Below are 16,034 nucleotides of genomic sequence, written 5' to 3'. Positions count from 1 at the left end.
CCTCCTTGGGCAGCGAGCAGGGTGGGTCAGGCCATCCGGAAGTCGTAGTGGGTGGGGACGGGTCGGTCGCCGTAGACGTCGTGCCACAGGTCGCTGAGCGAGCGTTCACCTTCGCGCAGGTCGGGGATCACCAGGTCGGAGGCCAGCACGGCCTCGGCCCGGGCACGGTCTCCGGTGCGCAGCGCGGCGGTGCCCTCCAGCAGCCGTACCCGGCCGGTGCGCGTGCTGGCCACCGGTGCGGCGTCGAAGAGAGTGAGGGCGAGCTCGGGGCGGTCGGCAGCCAGGGCCGCCGACATCGCCTCGAGCAGCAGGTGCGGCTGGGTCGGCGCGAGCCGCACCGCCTCGGTGAGCAGGTCGACCGCGAGCGCTGGCTCGCCCTGCTCGGCGGCGACCCGAGCCTCCGCGCGCGCCGCCCATGCTGTGGGGCGCTGGCCGCGGGAGGTGTGCAGGTGGTCCCGGGCGCTCTGCAGGTCGCCGCGGGCATGGGCGAGCACGCCCAGGTGGTAGTCGCGCAGCCAGCCGGGTGGGACCTGGTGCAGCAGCTCTGCCCACGGCGGACCACACACGTAGGACGCCGGCGGCACGGCCGGGTCCGCGTCGGTGAACGGGTCGGCACCGGGCTCGGTGAGCAGCTGGTGCCACGGGTGCTGCTCCGGCCCGAGGGTGCTGGCGGGGAACGGTCGAGAGCTCTCGGCGATCCAGCGTTCCCCGGTCTTCCGGCGCACCTCACGCTCCAGGGCGCCCCAGCCGGAACCGGCGGCGAGAAGCTGCTCAGGTGCCTGGTCGGCGAGCGCCCGGGCGGCGGTGAGCGTCTCGGTCAGCTGCTCCGGCGGTGCCAGTGCGGCGACCCGGTCGGCCACGTGCGCCACCGCTACGTCCCAGTCCTGGCTGTGGGCGAGGTCGGGGTCGGCGGCGACGTCCCCGTACACCTCGACCCAGTCCCAGCTCGCCCCGCCGGGCATCATCACGTGCTCGAACTGGGTGCTGGTCAGTCCGGCCTGCAGCTCGACGTACTCGCCGCCGTCCGGGGAGAGCCACTGCTGCCAGTGCCGCCCGCCGGGCCCGTTGCCCCAGCAGAACAGCTTGCGTCCGTGCAGACGTGCGGTGGAGGCGATCACCAGCCCGTGGCCGCTGCCCTGCACGCCGGCGACCCACGGCTGCTGCTGGCCGTGCAGGGCGTAGAAGTAGTCCGCGGCCCGGGGGCTGGCCGCGGGCCAGGTGTGGTCGCCGTCCTCGGCCACCGGGACCGGCACTTCTCCGATCGTGCCGTCGTAGCCGGTGGCGTACGCACGGCGGGTGGGGGCCAGCACCCGCAGGTCGGGGCGCTGCTCGACCGCGGCGTTCGACCACCAGTACATCGGGACCGCCTCGTCGTTCGGGTTCTCGACCCGCACGTACACGTGCAGCCCGCGCCCGCCTGCGGGCAGCCAGGCGTCGATCTGGAAGACCACGCGGCGGATCCGGTCCAGCTCCCACATCCGAAGCCGTGGCGCACCGTCCGGACCCTCCACCCGGGCGGCGTGCAGCGGCGCCATGGTGTGCACGCTGTGCCCTTTCGTGCCCAGGTTCCACTCCACCCCTCCGGCCACCCAGGCGTTCCGCAGGGCGAGGTTCGCAGGCTGCACGCAGGAGTTGGCATAGACGAGGTCCCGCCCGGTGGTCAGGTCCACCAGCGACCACAGCCGTCCGCCCATCCCCGGCAGGAACGTCGCCTGCAGGATGCCGTTGTCCAGCACCAGCGCCTGGAGCTCGGCAGGGCGCCGCTGCCGGTCGTAGCCGTCCTGCAGCAGGTAGGGGTGCACCGACCGCGGCGGGCCGATCTGCGCTCCTTCCTGCAGCTCGACCGGCAGGTCGTCGCCGAGCTCGAACGGGGCCTCGAGCAGCCCGTCCGGCACCGGCAGGAGGCTCTCCTCTCCCAGGTGGGCGGCGGGCAGGTGCAGCGCATCTCGGCGCAGCATGGGGATGGTCACTTACCGGCTCCTACGGTCATTCCTTCGATGATGCGGCGACCCAACCAGATGTAGGCGGCGAGCACCGGCAGCAGGATGATGCCGATGCCGGCGAGCAGCTGGCCGTAGTCGTTCCCGCCGTACTGCTGCTGGGCCATGAAGTTCAACAGCGCCAGCGGGAGGGTCTGCTTGGACGTGCTCTGGATGAGGATCAGGGCGAGGAACACCTCGGCCCACAACCACACCAGGTTGAGGATGAGTGCGGTGGTCATCCCCGAGCGTGCCATCGGGGCCACGATCTGGGCGAAGGTGCGCAGGCTGCCGGCACCGTCGAGTGCCGCTGCCTCCTCCAGCTCGTCCGGCATCGACCGGAAGAAGCCGGCGAGCAGGAAGATCGTGAACGGCAGGTTCAGGGCGACGTACACCACCACCAGCCCGAAGAGAGAGTTCAGCAGCCCCAGGCGCTGCACGATGGTGAACAGCGGGATGACGATCACCTGGGTGGGCACCCCGACCCCCACGGCGATGTACATCAGCGCCACCTCGGACAGCCGGCGGTTCGTCTTGGCGAGGATGTAGCCGGCCGGGGCGGAGATGACCACGATCCCCACCGCTGCGGTGATGCAGACCAGCACGGAGTTGCCGATGGCAGCACCGAACCCGGAGGTGACCCAGGCGTTCATCCAGTTCTCGGTGTGCAGCGTGCGCGGCAGCCCCCAGGGGTTGGCGAAGATCTCGGCGTGGCTGCGCAGGGAGTTGACGAACACCCAGAGGAAGACCGCCAGGTTGAAGGCGATCACCAGCCAGACGGCCGCCGAGGCGACCTTGCGCCAGGTGCTGCTGCGCCGGGAGGACCGGCGCAGGGCTGCGATGCTCACAGCTGCACCGCCTCTCGTCGGGTCAACCGCCGCAGCAGCACCACGAGCACGATGATCGTCACCAGCGTGACGACCGCAGCGGCGGAGGCGTAGCCGAACTGGTACAGCGGCACCCGGCCACCGAAGGTGTTGCCGTAGATGAACAACGCGGTATTCCAGGTGCTGGTGGGTGGCAGGTCGTTGGTGGTGCCGCCGAAGGCGAGGATGAAGTCGAAGATCTTCAGCGAGCTCACGGTCCACAGCACGGTGGTGGTGGCGATGACGTCCCAGGTGAGCGGGAAGGTCACGTACCGGAACCGCTGCCAGGCGGTGGCTCCGGCCAGCTCGCACTCCTCGTACAGGTACGGAGGGATCTGGTCGACACCGGCCATGATGATCGTCACGTACAGCCCGGTGGACATCCACACCATGCCCAGGCAGACGATCAGCCACAGGTGGTCGCCGAGGAAGTTCGGCCGGTCGGCCATGCCGAGCCCGGTCAGCAGGCTGTCCAGCAGACCGCGCTGCTGGAACAGGAACCCCCAGAAGATTGCCAGCACCAGTGGCGAGACGATCGAGGGGAAGAAGATGACGGCGCGGGCGAACCGCCGTCCGGCCATGTCCCGCAGCAGCATGGTCAGAGCGAAGCTGAGCGCGAACACCGCAGCGCCCACACCGAAGAGGATCACCAGCGTGTTCAGCAGTGCGGTGTGGAACACCGGGTCGGCCAGCAGCAGGTGGAAGTTCGTCAGGCCGCGCCAGGTCATCGGCGTGATCCCGTCCCAGGAGTGCAGCGAGATCCAGAACGAGGCGAGGGTGGGACCGACCATGAACGCCGTGTACAGCACCAGGGCGGGCAGCAGGAACGGCCAGAACATCTTCGCCCGGCGCCGCTGCAGCGGCGAGGTCGCTCCGCCGTCTGCGCGCCGCCCGGGGCGGCTCGCCCCGGACCCGCCCGGGCGGGTCAGCGGGTCGGCCACCGGCGCCGTCATGCTCAGCCCTGCTTGGCCCAGTAGCTCTGCTGGGCCTCGATCAGCTGGGTGATCGCCTCGTCCACGTCGATCTCCCCGCGCAGCAGCTCCAGGTTCACCGGCTCGAACACGTCGGTCGGGTACCCGGGATAGTCACCGTCCACACCGTCGTAGAACCGGACGGCGGTACGGTCGTTGATCAGCTCGGCGGTGTCGGCCAGCGTCTCCGGCGGGTCGATGTCCGGGCGGGTGACCAGCTGGGCGGCGTCGTCGGCCATCGCCTGCATCACGTCAGCCTGCACGAAGTGCGCCAGCAGCTGCTCCGCCTCCTCAGGGTTGTCCGACCCGGCCAGGACAGCAAACCCGGACACGTCGCTCTGCATGAACTCGCCGTTACCGGCTGGCGGGAAGCCGAGCTGGCGGTACTCGAAGTTGTCCGTGGTCGAGGTGCTGGTCTCCTGCGGCGCCCAGGACCCCATGAACAGCAGGTCAGCCTCCCCCGCCGCCCAGCGTTCCTGCATCTGCGGGAACTTCGAGCCAAAGCTGCCGTCCGCCCAGTACCCGCCCTCGGCGAGCTCGGCGATCCGGCCGAGTGCGGTGCGCACCCCGTCATCGTCCCAGGCCTGCCCGGTCTCGTCGGCGGCGATGGTGTTGAAGCCCCCGGCGCCGAGCTGGTGGATCAACGCAGCGGAGGTCCACACCGCACCATAGGAGCCGATGTCCCCGTCGAGGGCGATCGGTCCGGAGCCACGCTCGCTCTCGAGCTCCTCGAGCATGGACATGAGCTCCGACCAGTCGGCCGGCTGGGCCAGGTCGTGGGCGTTGCCGTCGTAGAACAGGCTCTGCGCCATCAGGATGGTCGGCAGCATGAACGGCCCGTCCATCCCATCGGCGGTGATCAGCTCGTCGTAGTCGCCGAGCGCATCGCCGACGGTCCCGTCCTCTCCCGGTACCTGGCTGGCGAACAGGTCGGACAGGCCCCGGGTCTGCTCGGCGCGCACCAGCGTGGCACGGATGTCGTTGCTGGAGGCGTCCACCACATCCGGGACGTCACCGGAGCGCAACAGTGGCTGCACCTTCTGCATGATCTGCCGGCCCTGCCACTCCACCTGCACCTCGATACCGGTGTCCGCCGTGAAGTCGTCGATCGCATCCTGCAGGATCTCCGCCTGCGGCTCTCCCTGCTCCCACTGGGACCAGTAGGTGACCGTGCCGTCACCGCCTGAGCCGCCGTCACCACCGCTGCAGCTGGCCAGCGCCAACGCAGCCACGGTCAGGGCGGGCAGCACCAGCCCGGCCCGGCGCTGCCTCGCTGTTGTCGTCATCATCGACACTCCTCGTTCTTTGCAGGTCCTGTGCGGGACGGTCGCTGAGTCGTGCGGCCACGTCATCGGCGCGTGGCGACCGTTTACAATAGATTCTTTATTAAAGTTTCTCGCTAATGTACCCAGCACGATGGGCGTTTGGGAAGAGCACGGCGCCTGGGGACGAGTCCGGAGGTGACGATGCACGGCTCGGGATCGGTGCGCGGGGTGAGCCCGTCGGACCTGCGCCGGATCAACGAGCGGGTCGTGCTGGAGGCGATGGCTCCTGGTGAGCGGTACCGGGTCACCGAGCTGATGCGCAGCACCGGTCTGACCCGGGTCACCGTCACCGACGTGCTGCGCCAGCTCCAGGACAAGGGGTGGGTCGCCGCGCAGGCCTCCTCCGGCGGTCGAGGTCGGCCGGCACAGGTCTTCAGCCGGGTGGTGGCCGAGGGCCTGGTCGGCGGCCTGGACCTGGGAGCGTACGAGGTCGCGGCCTCGGTGGCGGACCTGTCCGGCACCGTGCTGGCCCGCGACCGCGCGACCGTGCACCCGGACCTGCCCCGCGCGCAACGCCTCAGCTGCGCCGCCGAGCTGCTCGACGAGCTGCTGGCACGGACCGGGAACAGCACCAGCCAGCTGTGGTCGGTGCTGGCGGCGACCACCGGAACGGTCACCGAGACCGGCACGGTCAGCCGCTCGGTGGCCATCCCGGACTGGGCCGGTACGGACCTGGCGCGCGAGCTAGGCGACCGGCTGGACGTCCCGGTCGAGGTGCGCAACGACATCCAGCTGCTCGGCCGCGCAGAGCACCTCTGGGGTGCGGCAGCCGGCTACCAGCACGCTCTGCTGGTGTGGCTGGGCCGCCGCCCCGCGGTCAGCCTGATCCTGCGGGGCCGGCCCTACACCGGGGCGCACGGCACCGCGGGCGACCTGTCCCGGGTCGGGCTGGGCCCTTCGGACACCTCCTGGCGCGGACGCGGGCGGTGGCTGCCCGACCTGGACCGCGGCACAGGTGAGGACCCGCTCCCCCCGCTGCTGCACGCCGCCCGGGCCGGGGACGAGGCTGCACTGGACGTGCTGGGCCGCTGGCTGCAGGACCTCGCGCCGTTCATCTCGCTGTTCGCCGCGGTGGTGGACCCGGAGGTGATCGTGCTCGGCGGGCCGCTGGTCCCGCTTGCGAAGTCGCTCGTGCCGGTGCTGGAGGACGACCTGGCGGCGCACCTGCAGCAGCGGCCCCCGATCCGGATCGCCTCCGGCGGCAGCGACGCGGTGGTGGACGCTGCAGCACGCTTCGCCGGAGAGCGGCTGCACAGCCGCCTGATGGACAACGGGGGCAACGGGGTGGCCCGGCTCGACCGGTCCGCCCTGCACGAGCTGACCGCAGGAGGCCACCGGACCTGAGGCACGGCTGCACCGGCGGTGCAGCGCCCGGCACGTCGTTGCCCTCACCCGTGGCGGCGCCGTCCCCTGTGCCGCACCGTCGTGCGCACCGGCCTGACGGCGCAGCTCACCCGGGCAGGGTCACGTCTCCGCACAGGTGCACGGCCAGGCCGAGCCGGTCGAACATCGCCGCCTTGGCCGCCAGCGCCTTGTCCGCGGTGGCTGCGTCCGGGGCGTAGACGACCTGGATGTGGTTGGCCTTGTGCCGGGCCATGAACTGGTCGCGGCTGACCCCGTGCAGCACGGCGTGCATCACCGGCCACTCCGGGTTGGTCATCTCCTTGCGCCGGTCGCTCTCCGCCTCGGGGAGCGCTACGGAGGTGGCGCGACCCAGATCCACGTGCAGTCCGCCGTCGGCGATGTACACCCGGGACCAGACCACCTCGCCGGGTCGGGAGACCCCGTTCAGCGTGGCCCCGCCGGCGGGGAAGAACACCGGCCCCTGCCGCCAGCCCTCGGCACTGGCGTACCCACCCTCCAGGTGCGAGGCGGGCACCGACCCGGAGATCTCCATCGTCCACACATAGTCGCCGTCGAACTCCTCGCCCCAGCGCACGTCGTGCAGCGTGGTGGCCGGATCCAGGCCCATCGCTCGCCAGATCCGGTGGGTGATCAGCGCGTCGACGGCCACCCCCTCGTCCACCTCGTTGAAGTGCGGCAGAGCGCGGCCCTCCCAGAGCACCCGGGAGCCGTCCCGGCTGGTGACCGGCGGGCGGACCTCGTTGTTCAGCAGCCCTTCGACCAGGTCGGAGGCCGGGCAGAGGTTCTTCAGCCCCTGCTGGTACTGGATGCCCACGGCGTCCAGCCCGAAGTCGTCGCTCATCCGCAGCACCGCCACGTACATCTTGTACTGCCAGCGCAGCTGGGCCTCGGTGAGCTCTGTGGCCTCGTCGGTGCCGAGCCGGAAGGTCATCCCGGCCTCACGCAGCCACTGCCCCACCGCGTCCGCCTCGGAGTCGGGCACCTGCTGCATCTGCGCCCACAGCTCGCTCTGCGAGAGCCGCTCCTTGTACACCCCGATCGGGTTCAGCAGCTCGTCGTCGATGATGGCGTTGTACATGCCCATGCAGCCCTCGTCGAAGACCCCGATGATTGCCTTCGCGTGCAGCAGCTCCTCGGCCAGTGCCCGGCCGAGCGCGGTCTCGTCGGTCTCGGGCAGCGTGGGCAGGTCGCGGACGTGGGAGTCGTCGTGGCTGACCTGGCCGTCGGCGAGCCAGGTGGCGAGCCGCTCGGTGAACCACGGGTCGGTGCCGTCCACGGTCCACAGCGTGGAGTATGGCTTGCCCATCTTGGTCAGCCCGCCGTTCAGCCCGAGCAGACCGACCAGTCCGGGCCAGCCGGGCAGGAAGTTGGCCACGGTGAGGATCGGGCCGCTGTGCGTGCGCAGCCCGGGCAGCACGTGGCTGGAGTACTGCCAGTTGCCGATCGCCACCACCAGCGGCACCTCGCGCGGGATGGTCGCGAACACCTCCAGGCCCATCCGCTGGCTGGAGATGAAGCCGTGCCCGGTGTCCGGGTCGATGCCGTGGGCGCGCACCACCCGGTAGCCCTGAGCCTCGATCGCCCGGGTGAGCATCTGCTCCAGCGCCTCCTGCACCGGCCAGCTCGCCTGGTTCGCCGACTCCCGCAGATCACCGCTGGAGACGAGGTAGACCGTGCCTGGTTCGGCCGGTGCGGGGGCGTCGATGGTCGGCATCGCGTAGCTGGTCATGGGTTGCATCCTCTCCGGCGGCGTCGCTGCGGTCTGCTGCGCACGGCCCGTGGCGGGCCCTGGCCACACACCTGGCGCCACGGTAGCAGAAATCGATTACAGGCGGCAGCGGTCGCCGCTCAGTGCCTGCCCTCCCCGCGAGGGTGCGGTCATGGTCGCTGAAAACGTTTGCGGGCGACCATAACCGCACCCTCGCGAGTGGCCGGGTCGGGGTCGGGGGTTGTTGGGCCGTCGGGGCGGCTACCGGCAGCGCGCGTCCCGCCAGGCGATCGCCTCGGCTACCTCGGTCAGGTCATAGTCCGGTCCGCTGGCGCCCACGGTGAACAGGCTCGCACCGGCTGCCACGAACGCCTCGGCCTGCTGCGGACCGGGCCAGGCCGCGGACCGGGCGATCTGAGCGACGTCCCGACCCACGTCCGCACAGTGCGCCTCGAGCACGCCACTCTTGTGGGTGAAGGTGGCCAGGTCGCCGAAGGCGTGCCAGATGTCCGCATGCTCGGCCACCAGCCGCAGCGTCTTGCGCTCCCCGCCGCCGCCGAGGAGCAGCGGCAGCGGACCGAGCGGTGCAGGGTTCAGCCGCGCCAGGCGAGAACGAATCCGCGGCAGGTACTCCCCCAGCAGCGCGATCCGACTGCCGGCGGTGCCGAACTCGTACCCGTACTCGCTGTAGTCCTTGGCGTTCCAGCCGGCGCCGATGCCCAGGATCAGCCGGCCACCGGAGATATGGTCCACAGTGCGGGCCATGTCGGCGAGGAGGTCGGGGTTGCGGTAGCCGCCGCCGGTGACCAGGGCACCGATGCGAACCCGCTCGGTCTGCTCCGCCCAGGCGCCGAGCACCGTCCAGCACTCGAAGTGATAGCCGTCGGTGTCTCCATCGAGCGGGAAGAAGTGGTCCCAGGTGAACACGACGTCCACACCGAGGTCCTCGGCACGCAGCAGGGCGTCGCGAAGCCGGGCGTAGTCGGGGGCGTGCTGGGGCTGCAGCTGGACGGCGACCTGTACCGTCATCGGGACCTCTCTTCTGGGCAGCGGGTACGGTATCCCGATCGTCGCAGACCCCGGCCGCAGAGCCGGTTTCCACCGTGGATCCGCTCAGCCGGGTCGCAGCGTGGCTCAGCCGACCTGCACCGACGAGCGGCGCACCGGCACCAGCTCGATCCAGGTGTTCCCGGGCGCCAGGGCGACCGGGTCACCATCGCGGTTCAGCTCCAGCGGGTCGGCGTCGGTGTCCTTCGTCCAGGTGCACGCCAGGCTGTATCCACCGCTGGCCACGATCGCGTCCCCGCTGCCGGTCAGCTCGGTCTCCGGCACTGACGCACCGGAGGGGTCCACGTAGGAGGTGTTCACCACCTGCACCCGCAGCACCACCACGTTCACGGCGTGGATGCGGCCGGCGTCGGTGGTCACCGCGTCCGCCCCGGCCTCTGAGCGCAACCACTGCTCGTCGCCGGAGTCCCAGGTCCAGCTCGGGGTGGCTGAGGGGAAGGTGATGCGGATGGCCTCGGCGCGCTGCCCCTCGGCGGCGGCGGTCGCCTGCTCTGCAGTCTCGGCGAAGGTGAGCTGCTCCGGCGGCGGGTCGGAGTGGCCGCTATCGGCGTTGTCGAGGAACACCTGGGGGTCGGCGTACAGGTTGTGCGGTGCATACCGGTCGCTGCTGCGACGGAACCCAGGCGAGCCCAGGTCGTCGGCGAACAGCTGCAGACCGGCCTCCCGCAGGGCCCTCACGAACGGCGCCTGCCCGCCGGAGAAGACCATCAGGCCGCCGTAGGGTGCAGCGATCGCCGGGTCCATCGGGCGCACCGAACGCACCGGACCGAAGGTCTCCGGGAGCCGGGAGTGGTATACCGCGCCGTACCGGGTGATGCCGCCCTCGACCATCTCCTCCCAGACCACGTCGGCCTGCTGCAGACCGGTCTGCGGCCGGGAGGCGATCGAGTTCTCGATCTTGACGGTCATCGCGGGCCGGTCGACGATGTCGCCAGTCTTCCCGGTGAGCGGCCAGGTCGGCTCCGGCGTCGGTGTCGGGCTCGGTGTGGGCGTGGGGGTCGGTGTCCGGCTCGGACGGGTCGTGGCGCTGGACTTGCCGAGGTCGTCGTTGCACCCGGCGAGCAGACCGACCGGGGCGAGCAGAGCAGCGGCGGACAGGACATCGCGACGCGAAGGGCGTCGCTGCGGGGTGGTCACTGTCCAACGGTACGACGCCTACCCTGGTGCTCATGCCGCAGACACGGGCCGAACCGGAGTTCGAGACGTTGCTGGCAGGTCTGACCCGGGCGCTGGACGGCGGCCCGCCGGTCGTGCTCGGTTCGGTGTCGCAGTGCCACATCGACGCGCACCCCGAAGTGGCGCTGGTGCTGTCCACCTCGGGGTCGAGCAGCGGCCGGGGCCGCCCGGTCGGGCTCACCGCTGCGGCCCTACGTGCCAGTGCCGCCGCTACCGCCGAGCGTCTGGCCGGCCCCGGCCAGTGGCTGCTCACCCTGCCGGCGCACCACGTGGCCGGTGTGCAGGTGCTCTGCCGGTCGGTGCTCGCCGGCACGGTCCCGGTACGCACCCCGCCGGGCCCGTTCCGGCCCGAGGTGCTGGCCCGCACGATCGCCCAGATGCGCACCGACGTGCCCCGGTACGTCTCGCTGGTACCCACCCAGCTGGTCCGGGTGCTGCGCAGCGAGGAGGCCGTCGCGGCGTTGCGCAGCTGCGCAGCGGTACTGGTCGGTGGGGCTGCCACGTCGACGGCGGTGCTCACCCAGGCCCGTGCGGCAGGTGTGCAGGTGGTCACCACCTATGGGATGACCGAGACCTGCGGCGGGTGTGTGTACGACGGTGTCCCGTTGCCGGGGGTGCAGGTGCGTCTCGGTGCGGCCGGGCGGGTGCTGCTCGCCGGGCCGATGCTGGCAGTGGGCTACCTGGACGGTGGGGAGCAGCCGTTCGTCGAGGCCGACGGGCAGCGGTGGCTGGCCACCGGAGATGCCGGCCAGCTGACCGACGGTGTGCTCACCGTCGTCGGCCGGATCGATGAGGTGATCGTCACCGGCGGGGTGAACGTGCATCCTGTTGCGGTGGAGTCCGCGCTGTCCGAGGCGCGCGAGGTGGCGGAGGTGTGCGTGGTCGGTGTGCCGGACGCCGAGTGGGGGCAGCTGGTGACGGCTGTGGTGGTGCCTGCACCCGGTTCGGCTGTGTCGCTGGCGGCGCTGCGCGACCGCACCGGTGGCGGCCCGCATGCTCCGCGAGCGCTGGTGACCGTGCCCTCGCTGCCGGTCCGGGGGCCGGGCAAGACCGATCGCAGGCGGGTCGCCGCGCTGGCCGCTGCGCAGCTGGCCGCAGGTCGTGGACAGCGGCACTGACCTGCCTCGCGACGACGGTATCCTGCACCCGGCTCGACGAACGGAACTTGTGATGCCCTCCCTGCGCGACTGGCTCGATGGTGCACGTCCGCGTACCCTGCCGGCGGCCGTGGCCCCGGTGCTCGCCGGTACTGGTGCAGCTGCACTGGCCCAGTCGGCCTCCGTGCTGCGGGCGTTGCTGGCCGCTGGGGTAGCGCTGGCTCTGCAGGTGGCGGTGAACTTCGCCAACGACTACTCCGACGGGATCCGTGGTACCGATGACGTGCGCGTGGGTCCGGTCCGTCTGACTGCCTCCGGTCAGGTGGCCCCGGCTGCGGTCAAGCGGGCGGCGATGCTGGCCTTCGCGGTGGCGGCGGCGCTCGGGGTGGTGCTCTGCGCTGTGGCCGGCACCTGGTGGCTGCTGGTCGTGGGCGCGGCGTGCATCGTGGCTGCCTGGTACTACACCGGTGGCCGGCGTCCGTACGGGTACGCCGGGCTAGGTGAGCTGAGCGTGTTCGTCTTCTTCGGCCTGGTCGCCACCCTGGGCACCACGTACACGCAGGCCGGGCACCTCACCGCCCCGGCAGCGCTCGCCGCCGGCGGGATCGGCTTCCTCGCCTGCGCCCTGCTGATGGTGAACAACATCCGGGACATGCCCACCGACACCGAGGCCGGCAAACGCACCCTGGCGGTCCGGGTCGGTGAGGTCTGGGCGCGGCGCAGTTATGCCGCGTTCCTCGCCCTGGGTGTGCTCTGCCCGCTGCTGATCGCGTTCTGGGCTCCGTTGGCGCTGCTGCTGGGGATTGCCCTGATCCCGGTGGTCGTGCTCTCCGGCCGGGTGCTCGGCGGCGCCACGGGGCACGACCTGATCGTGGTGCTGCGCGACACCGGCTTCCTAGAGCTGATCGTCGGGCTCGGTCTCCTGGTGATCCTGGCCGTCTGAACGCTGCTCGCCGTCGGGCGCACCGGTCTCCGCCTCTGCAGCGGTCGCACCAGTCTGGGTCGGTGCCGCCTCGTCGTCCAGGAGAGCGTCCTCCTCGTCGGCGTCCGAGGCGAGCCGGTCCTCCACCCGGGTGCGTCCGCGACCCCGCGCGGCCAGCCACTCCGCCGAGGCGCGGCGCTGGTTGTCGAGCAGCACGTAGGACAACCCGGCGCCGACGAGCACCGCCACGACCACCAGCAGCCAGCCCCGCATCCCTGCCAGGTACAGCCCCGCCCCGGCAACGAGGATCAGCAGGATGCGGAGCAGGCTGTAGACGAGAACAGGCACAGGACACAGCGTAGGCTCAGGTCATGAGGTTTCTGATCGCCCTCGCCGTGATCGCCATCACGGTGTACTCCGTGATCGACTGCACGCGTGCCGACGAGCGCCAGCGCCGTGGCCTGCCCGCGTGGCTCTGGGTCACCGTGATCATCGTGCTCCCCGGGGTCGGCGGCCTGGTCTGGCTGCTGGTCAGCCGACTGGCGGGCGAGCAGCGGCCCCGGCCACCGGTGCGCCCGAGCCGGCCCGTGGCACCGGATGACGACCCCGAGTTCCTCGCCGGCCTGTCCCGGCCGACGCCACCGCAACCCTCGACACCGCCGGCCCCCGAGCCGGAGCAGCGGCCGAACCCTCCGGCCGGACCGTCCTCCGACGACGCCGCTCCCCCGGCTGGTGACGACCCCGAGGAGGAGCGCCCCACCCGGGGAGAGGACCCCCGAGGCCGACGCAGCCCGGAGTGACACCCACCTGTTCCGCGAACGCTCTGGTTCGCAGGGTGAATCGGTTCAGCGGCCGCGAACCAGAGCGTTCGCGAACTCAGAGGCCGGAGTAGGAGTGCCGGCTGTTGAAGAAGATGTTCACCACGTAGAAGTTCGCCAGCAGGGCCATGAACCCGACCAGGGCGAAGTAGGCGAACTTCTGCGCCGCCCAGCCGGTGGTGACCCGGGCATGCAGGTAGGCCGCATAGATCACCCAGATCACGAAGCTCCAGGTCTCCTTCGGGTCCCAGCCCCAGGGCCGGCCCCAGGCGTGCTCGGCCCAGATCGCACCGGCGACGAGTACGAACGTCCAGGCGACGAAGGCGACAGCGTTCAGCCGGTAGGCGAGCCGCTCCAGGTCCGCTGCTGCCGGCAGCGGCTGGAGCACCCGGTTGAGCACAGTGGTCCCGGTGCGCGCCGGCGCCGTGGCGACCCCGCCGCCCGGGTGACCGGCCTTGCCAGCCGCACCTCCGCCGTCCCCGTCCGTGGCGCCGTCGCCCTCTGCCCCAGGCACGATCGCCGGATCCGGATGGTCGGTCGCACATGACTCGCGCCGCCCCTGCAGCAGCTGCACCACCGAGATCAGGGCACTGAACCCGAACAGCCCGGTGGCCAGGGTGGCCACCGATACGTGGATCACCAGCCAGTAGCTCTGCAGCGCCGGCTGCACCCCGTCGGCCTCCACGTAGAGCACCGAGATGGCCAGGAACAGGGCGAGGAACGCCAGCATCGCTACACCCACCCCGAGGTAGCGCACGTCCTTGCGCCGCTGGATGCCGAGGAACACTGCCACCAGGAAGAAGGTGAACATCAGGGTGAACTCGTACATGTTCGCCCACGGCACCCGCCCGGCGGCCAGTGCCCGGAGCACGATCGCGGCCAGGTGCACCACCGCGGCCAGGTGGATCACGGACATCCCGATCCCAGCGGCTCTGCGCCGGCGGTCCGCCTTCGCCCCGACCCCGAGGGCAGAGACGTCCACCGCAAAGGCGATCATGGCCACCACGTAGCACGCCATCGCGCCGTAGACCAGCAGGGTGCTGATGGTGCCGAGGTCGGTGTTCACAGGTTCTCCTTCGTCTGCTCGTCGGCAGGCTGGTCGATGCTGAGCGGGGCGAGCACACGGTCCAGCTCAGCACGCAGGCCGGGGTCGTCGCCACGGGCCAGCGCAGCCGCCGTCACCACTGTAGTCCCGCCCGGTCCGGGGATGATCCGGGCCCACAGGCGCCGCCGCGGCAGGAACAACGAGGCGGCCAGAGCGGCGATGGCGATCCCGGCGAACACCCCCATCCAGGGGATCGAGGGGTCGTAGCGCACATCCAGCGCGGCGAACCGGGGGATGTCGTTCAGGGTGATCGTGCCCAGCCCGTCCGGGAGCTCGGCGGTCTCCCCGGGGCGCAGCAGGACCTGCGCCGGTTGGCTCGGGTCGTCCGGGTCGGGCACCTCGGTCAGGTTCGTGGTGTCCAGCGTGTACAGGTTCTGCGGGATGCCGTCGTCCAGGCCCAGGTCGCCGGTGTAGACGTTGAGGACCAGCACCGGGTCGTTCAGCTCCGGATAGCTGGACATCACCGGTTGCCCCCCAGGGGTGATCACCGCCGTGGGCAGCAACGTGCCATTGAGGCCGAGCTGGTCCAGCCCAGCGGAGGTGTCGGGCACCATGATCGCGCCGTTGGAGGTGTAGCCGATGTCGTCGTCGGGCAAGAAGATCACCGGGCCGGAGAAGGCGACCTCGCCGTCGGCGTCGGTCACCGTCACGTCCGGGGCATACCCGTTGCCGGAGAGATACACCCGGGTGGAGTTGGTCTCCAGCGGGTGGTTCACCTGGATGGTCTGCTCCCGGTCCGGGGCGTCGGAGCGCATCAGGGTGACGTCGGCGGTGAAGTCGCGGGCATCGCCGAGCTCGGTGAACACCGAGGAGAAGTCGTCCAGGCGGATCCGGAACGGTTCCATCCCCTCGGCGTCGTACCAGGCTCCGGTGTCGAAGGAGTCGTAGTCCACCGGAGAGTTGACGAACGTGTCCCCCTCGACGATGACGATCTGCCCGCGGTAGTGCACCAGCGACCCCCAGGCGGTGACCACGAGCAGACCGACCAGGGCGAGGTGGAAGATCAGGTTGCCGGTCTCCCGGCCGGTACCACGCTCGGCGGACAGCGTCCGGATCGTGCGCTCCCGCCCGGCGGTGGTGGTCACCGACTCGGTGCCCCACTCCCGCCGGTAGCGCCGGCCGAGGGTGCCGGCCAGTGCCTGCTGCACCTGCTCCGGGGGCATCGCGGTGCGCAGCTCGGTGCGCACCGGGAACCGAGCGAACCTGCGCGGCACCCGGGGCGGCCGGGCGCGCAGGTTCTTCAGGTGCGAGAGGGTGCGCGGGACGATGCAGCCGATCAGGGAGATGAACAGCAGCAGGTACACCGCGGAGAACCACGGCGAGGAGAACACGTCGAACAGGTGCAGCTTGTCCAGCACCGGGGCGCTGTCCGGGTGGTCCTGGAAGTACTCCGCGACCGCGTTCGGGTCGACCGAGCGCTGTGGGAAGAACGCACCCGGCAGGGCGACTCCGGCCAGCAGCAGGAGCAGCAGCAGCGCCACCCGCATGCTGGTCAGCTGCCGCCACATCCACCGCAGCCAGCCCTTCAGTCCCAGGGACACGCCCTGCGGCGTGGGCGGTTTGCTCGACGACCGGTCCTCGACCAGCGTCTCCTCTGCTGCTGTCTTCAGCCCCTCGGGGTGGTAGGTCGCCAT

At 71.0% G+C, this 16,034-nt stretch carries 14 protein-coding genes; 4 read left to right on the top strand and 10 right to left on the bottom strand.

Going from position 1 to position 16,034, the window contains the following annotated elements; genetic code table 11:
* Nucleotides 1–26: 26 nt before the first annotated feature.
* The 4 genes from K338_RS0105455 to K338_RS0105440 are packed head-to-tail and all read right to left on the bottom strand — an operon-like array spanning nt 27 to nt 5,105.
* Complete coding sequence (locus tag K338_RS0105455; RefSeq protein WP_022917170.1) at nt 27–1,970, bottom strand: DUF5107 domain-containing protein; 1,944 nt, start codon at nt 1,968–1,970, stop codon at nt 27–29.
* On the bottom strand, nt 1,967–2,827 hold the full coding sequence (locus K338_RS0105450) for a carbohydrate ABC transporter permease (RefSeq protein ID WP_022917169.1): 861 nt from the start codon (nt 2,825–2,827) through the stop codon (nt 1,967–1,969). Before K338_RS0105450 ends, K338_RS0105455 begins: the two co-directional genes overlap by 4 nt.
* Nucleotides 2,824–3,798 carry a carbohydrate ABC transporter permease gene (locus K338_RS0105445; RefSeq protein ID WP_022917168.1) on the bottom strand — a complete coding sequence of 325 codons (975 nt, stop codon included), beginning with the start codon at nt 3,796–3,798 and terminating at the stop codon, nt 2,824–2,826. Before K338_RS0105445 ends, K338_RS0105450 begins: the two co-directional genes overlap by 4 nt.
* A 2-nt stretch (nt 3,799–3,800) precedes the next feature.
* Complete coding sequence (locus tag K338_RS0105440; protein ID WP_022917167.1) at nt 3,801–5,105, bottom strand: ABC transporter substrate-binding protein; 1,305 nt, start codon at nt 5,103–5,105, stop codon at nt 3,801–3,803.
* Nucleotides 5,106–5,282: 177 nt separating this feature from the next.
* Here K338_RS0105440 and K338_RS0105435 point away from each other — a divergent pair, with 177 nt between their 5' ends.
* Nucleotides 5,283–6,485 carry an ROK family protein gene (locus K338_RS0105435; protein ID WP_157612233.1) on the top strand — a complete coding sequence of 401 codons (1,203 nt, stop codon included), beginning with the start codon at nt 5,283–5,285 and terminating at the stop codon, nt 6,483–6,485.
* Between the two features lie 106 nt (nt 6,486–6,591).
* Here K338_RS0105435 and K338_RS0105430 read toward each other — a convergent pair whose 3' ends face one another.
* The 3 genes from K338_RS0105430 to K338_RS0105420 all read right to left on the bottom strand — a co-directional run bounded on the left by K338_RS0105430 (nt 6,592) and on the right by K338_RS0105420 (nt 10,419).
* Entirely contained in the window at nt 6,592–8,235 is a 1,644-nt protein-coding gene (locus tag K338_RS0105430) for a fucose isomerase (RefSeq protein WP_022917165.1), read from the bottom strand.
* Between the two features lie 240 nt (nt 8,236–8,475).
* The gene (locus K338_RS0105425) at nt 8,476–9,243 is read right to left on the bottom strand and encodes an LLM class F420-dependent oxidoreductase (protein WP_022917164.1); all 768 of its coding nucleotides are present in this window, start codon (nt 9,241–9,243) and stop codon (nt 8,476–8,478) included.
* Nucleotides 9,244–9,348: 105 nt separating this feature from the next.
* Nucleotides 9,349–10,419, bottom strand: coding sequence for a DUF3048 domain-containing protein (locus K338_RS0105420; RefSeq protein ID WP_022917163.1), 1,071 nt, complete (start codon nt 10,417–10,419; stop codon nt 9,349–9,351).
* Between the two features lie 32 nt (nt 10,420–10,451).
* Here K338_RS0105420 and menE point away from each other — a divergent pair, with 32 nt between their 5' ends.
* Entirely contained in the window at nt 10,452–11,576 is a 1,125-nt protein-coding gene (gene menE / locus K338_RS20710) for an o-succinylbenzoate--CoA ligase (RefSeq protein WP_022917162.1), read from the top strand.
* 52 nt (nt 11,577–11,628) lie between these two features.
* Entirely contained in the window at nt 11,629–12,498 is an 870-nt protein-coding gene (locus tag K338_RS0105410; protein WP_027286473.1) for a 1,4-dihydroxy-2-naphthoate polyprenyltransferase, read from the top strand.
* On the opposite strand, the gene K338_RS20705 is transcribed toward K338_RS0105410, so the two are convergent.
* Nucleotides 12,451–12,825, bottom strand: a complete 375-nt coding sequence (locus K338_RS20705; RefSeq protein WP_022917160.1) for a DUF4229 domain-containing protein — start codon at nt 12,823–12,825, stop codon at nt 12,451–12,453. The genes K338_RS0105410 and K338_RS20705 overlap by 48 nt on opposite strands.
* 23 nt (nt 12,826–12,848) lie before the next feature.
* Between K338_RS20705 and K338_RS24320 the strand changes: the two genes are divergently transcribed.
* Nucleotides 12,849–13,277, top strand: coding sequence for a PLD nuclease N-terminal domain-containing protein (locus K338_RS24320; protein ID WP_022917159.1), 429 nt, complete (start codon nt 12,849–12,851; stop codon nt 13,275–13,277).
* Between the two features lie 76 nt (nt 13,278–13,353).
* On the opposite strand, the gene ccsB is transcribed toward K338_RS24320, so the two are convergent.
* The gene (ccsB, locus tag K338_RS0105395; RefSeq protein ID WP_022917158.1) at nt 13,354–14,361 is read right to left on the bottom strand and encodes a c-type cytochrome biogenesis protein CcsB; all 1,008 of its coding nucleotides are present in this window, start codon (nt 14,359–14,361) and stop codon (nt 13,354–13,356) included.
* On the bottom strand, nt 14,358–16,034 hold the full coding sequence (gene resB, locus K338_RS0105390; protein WP_022917157.1) for a cytochrome c biogenesis protein ResB: 1,677 nt from the start codon (nt 16,032–16,034) through the stop codon (nt 14,358–14,360). Before resB ends, ccsB begins: the two co-directional genes overlap by 4 nt.

This window comes from Ruania albidiflava DSM 18029 (genome assembly GCF_000421225.1).
In the GTDB taxonomy this organism is placed as follows: Bacteria; Actinomycetota; Actinomycetes; order Actinomycetales; family Beutenbergiaceae; genus Ruania; species Ruania albidiflava.
The sequence above is the reverse complement of the archived record's forward strand: the minus strand, read 5'-3'. Positions and strand labels throughout refer to the sequence as shown.

Bases quoted from the DNA above. Each gene is read 5' to 3' on its own strand.
- K338_RS0105430 (WP_022917165.1), bottom strand. From the start codon at position 8,235: ATGACCAGCTACGCGATGCCGACCATCGACGCCCCCGCACCGGCCGAA.
- K338_RS0105435 (WP_157612233.1), top strand. From the start codon at position 5,283: ATGCACGGCTCGGGATCGGTGCGCGGGGTGAGCCCGTCGGACCTGCGC.
- menE (WP_022917162.1), top strand. From the start codon at position 10,452: ATGCCGCAGACACGGGCCGAACCGGAGTTCGAGACGTTGCTGGCAGGT.
- resB (WP_022917157.1), bottom strand. From the start codon at position 16,034: ATGGCGACCTACCACCCCGAGGGGCTGAAGACAGCAGCAGAGGAGACG.
- K338_RS0105440 (WP_022917167.1), bottom strand. From the start codon at position 5,105: ATGATGACGACAACAGCGAGGCAGCGCCGGGCCGGGCTGGTGCTGCCC.
- K338_RS0105445 (WP_022917168.1), bottom strand. From the start codon at position 3,798: ATGACGGCGCCGGTGGCCGACCCGCTGACCCGCCCGGGCGGGTCCGGG.
- K338_RS24320 (WP_022917159.1), top strand. From the start codon at position 12,849: ATGAGGTTTCTGATCGCCCTCGCCGTGATCGCCATCACGGTGTACTCC.
- K338_RS0105410 (WP_027286473.1), top strand. From the start codon at position 11,629: ATGCCCTCCCTGCGCGACTGGCTCGATGGTGCACGTCCGCGTACCCTG.
- K338_RS0105425 (WP_022917164.1), bottom strand. From the start codon at position 9,243: ATGACGGTACAGGTCGCCGTCCAGCTGCAGCCCCAGCACGCCCCCGAC.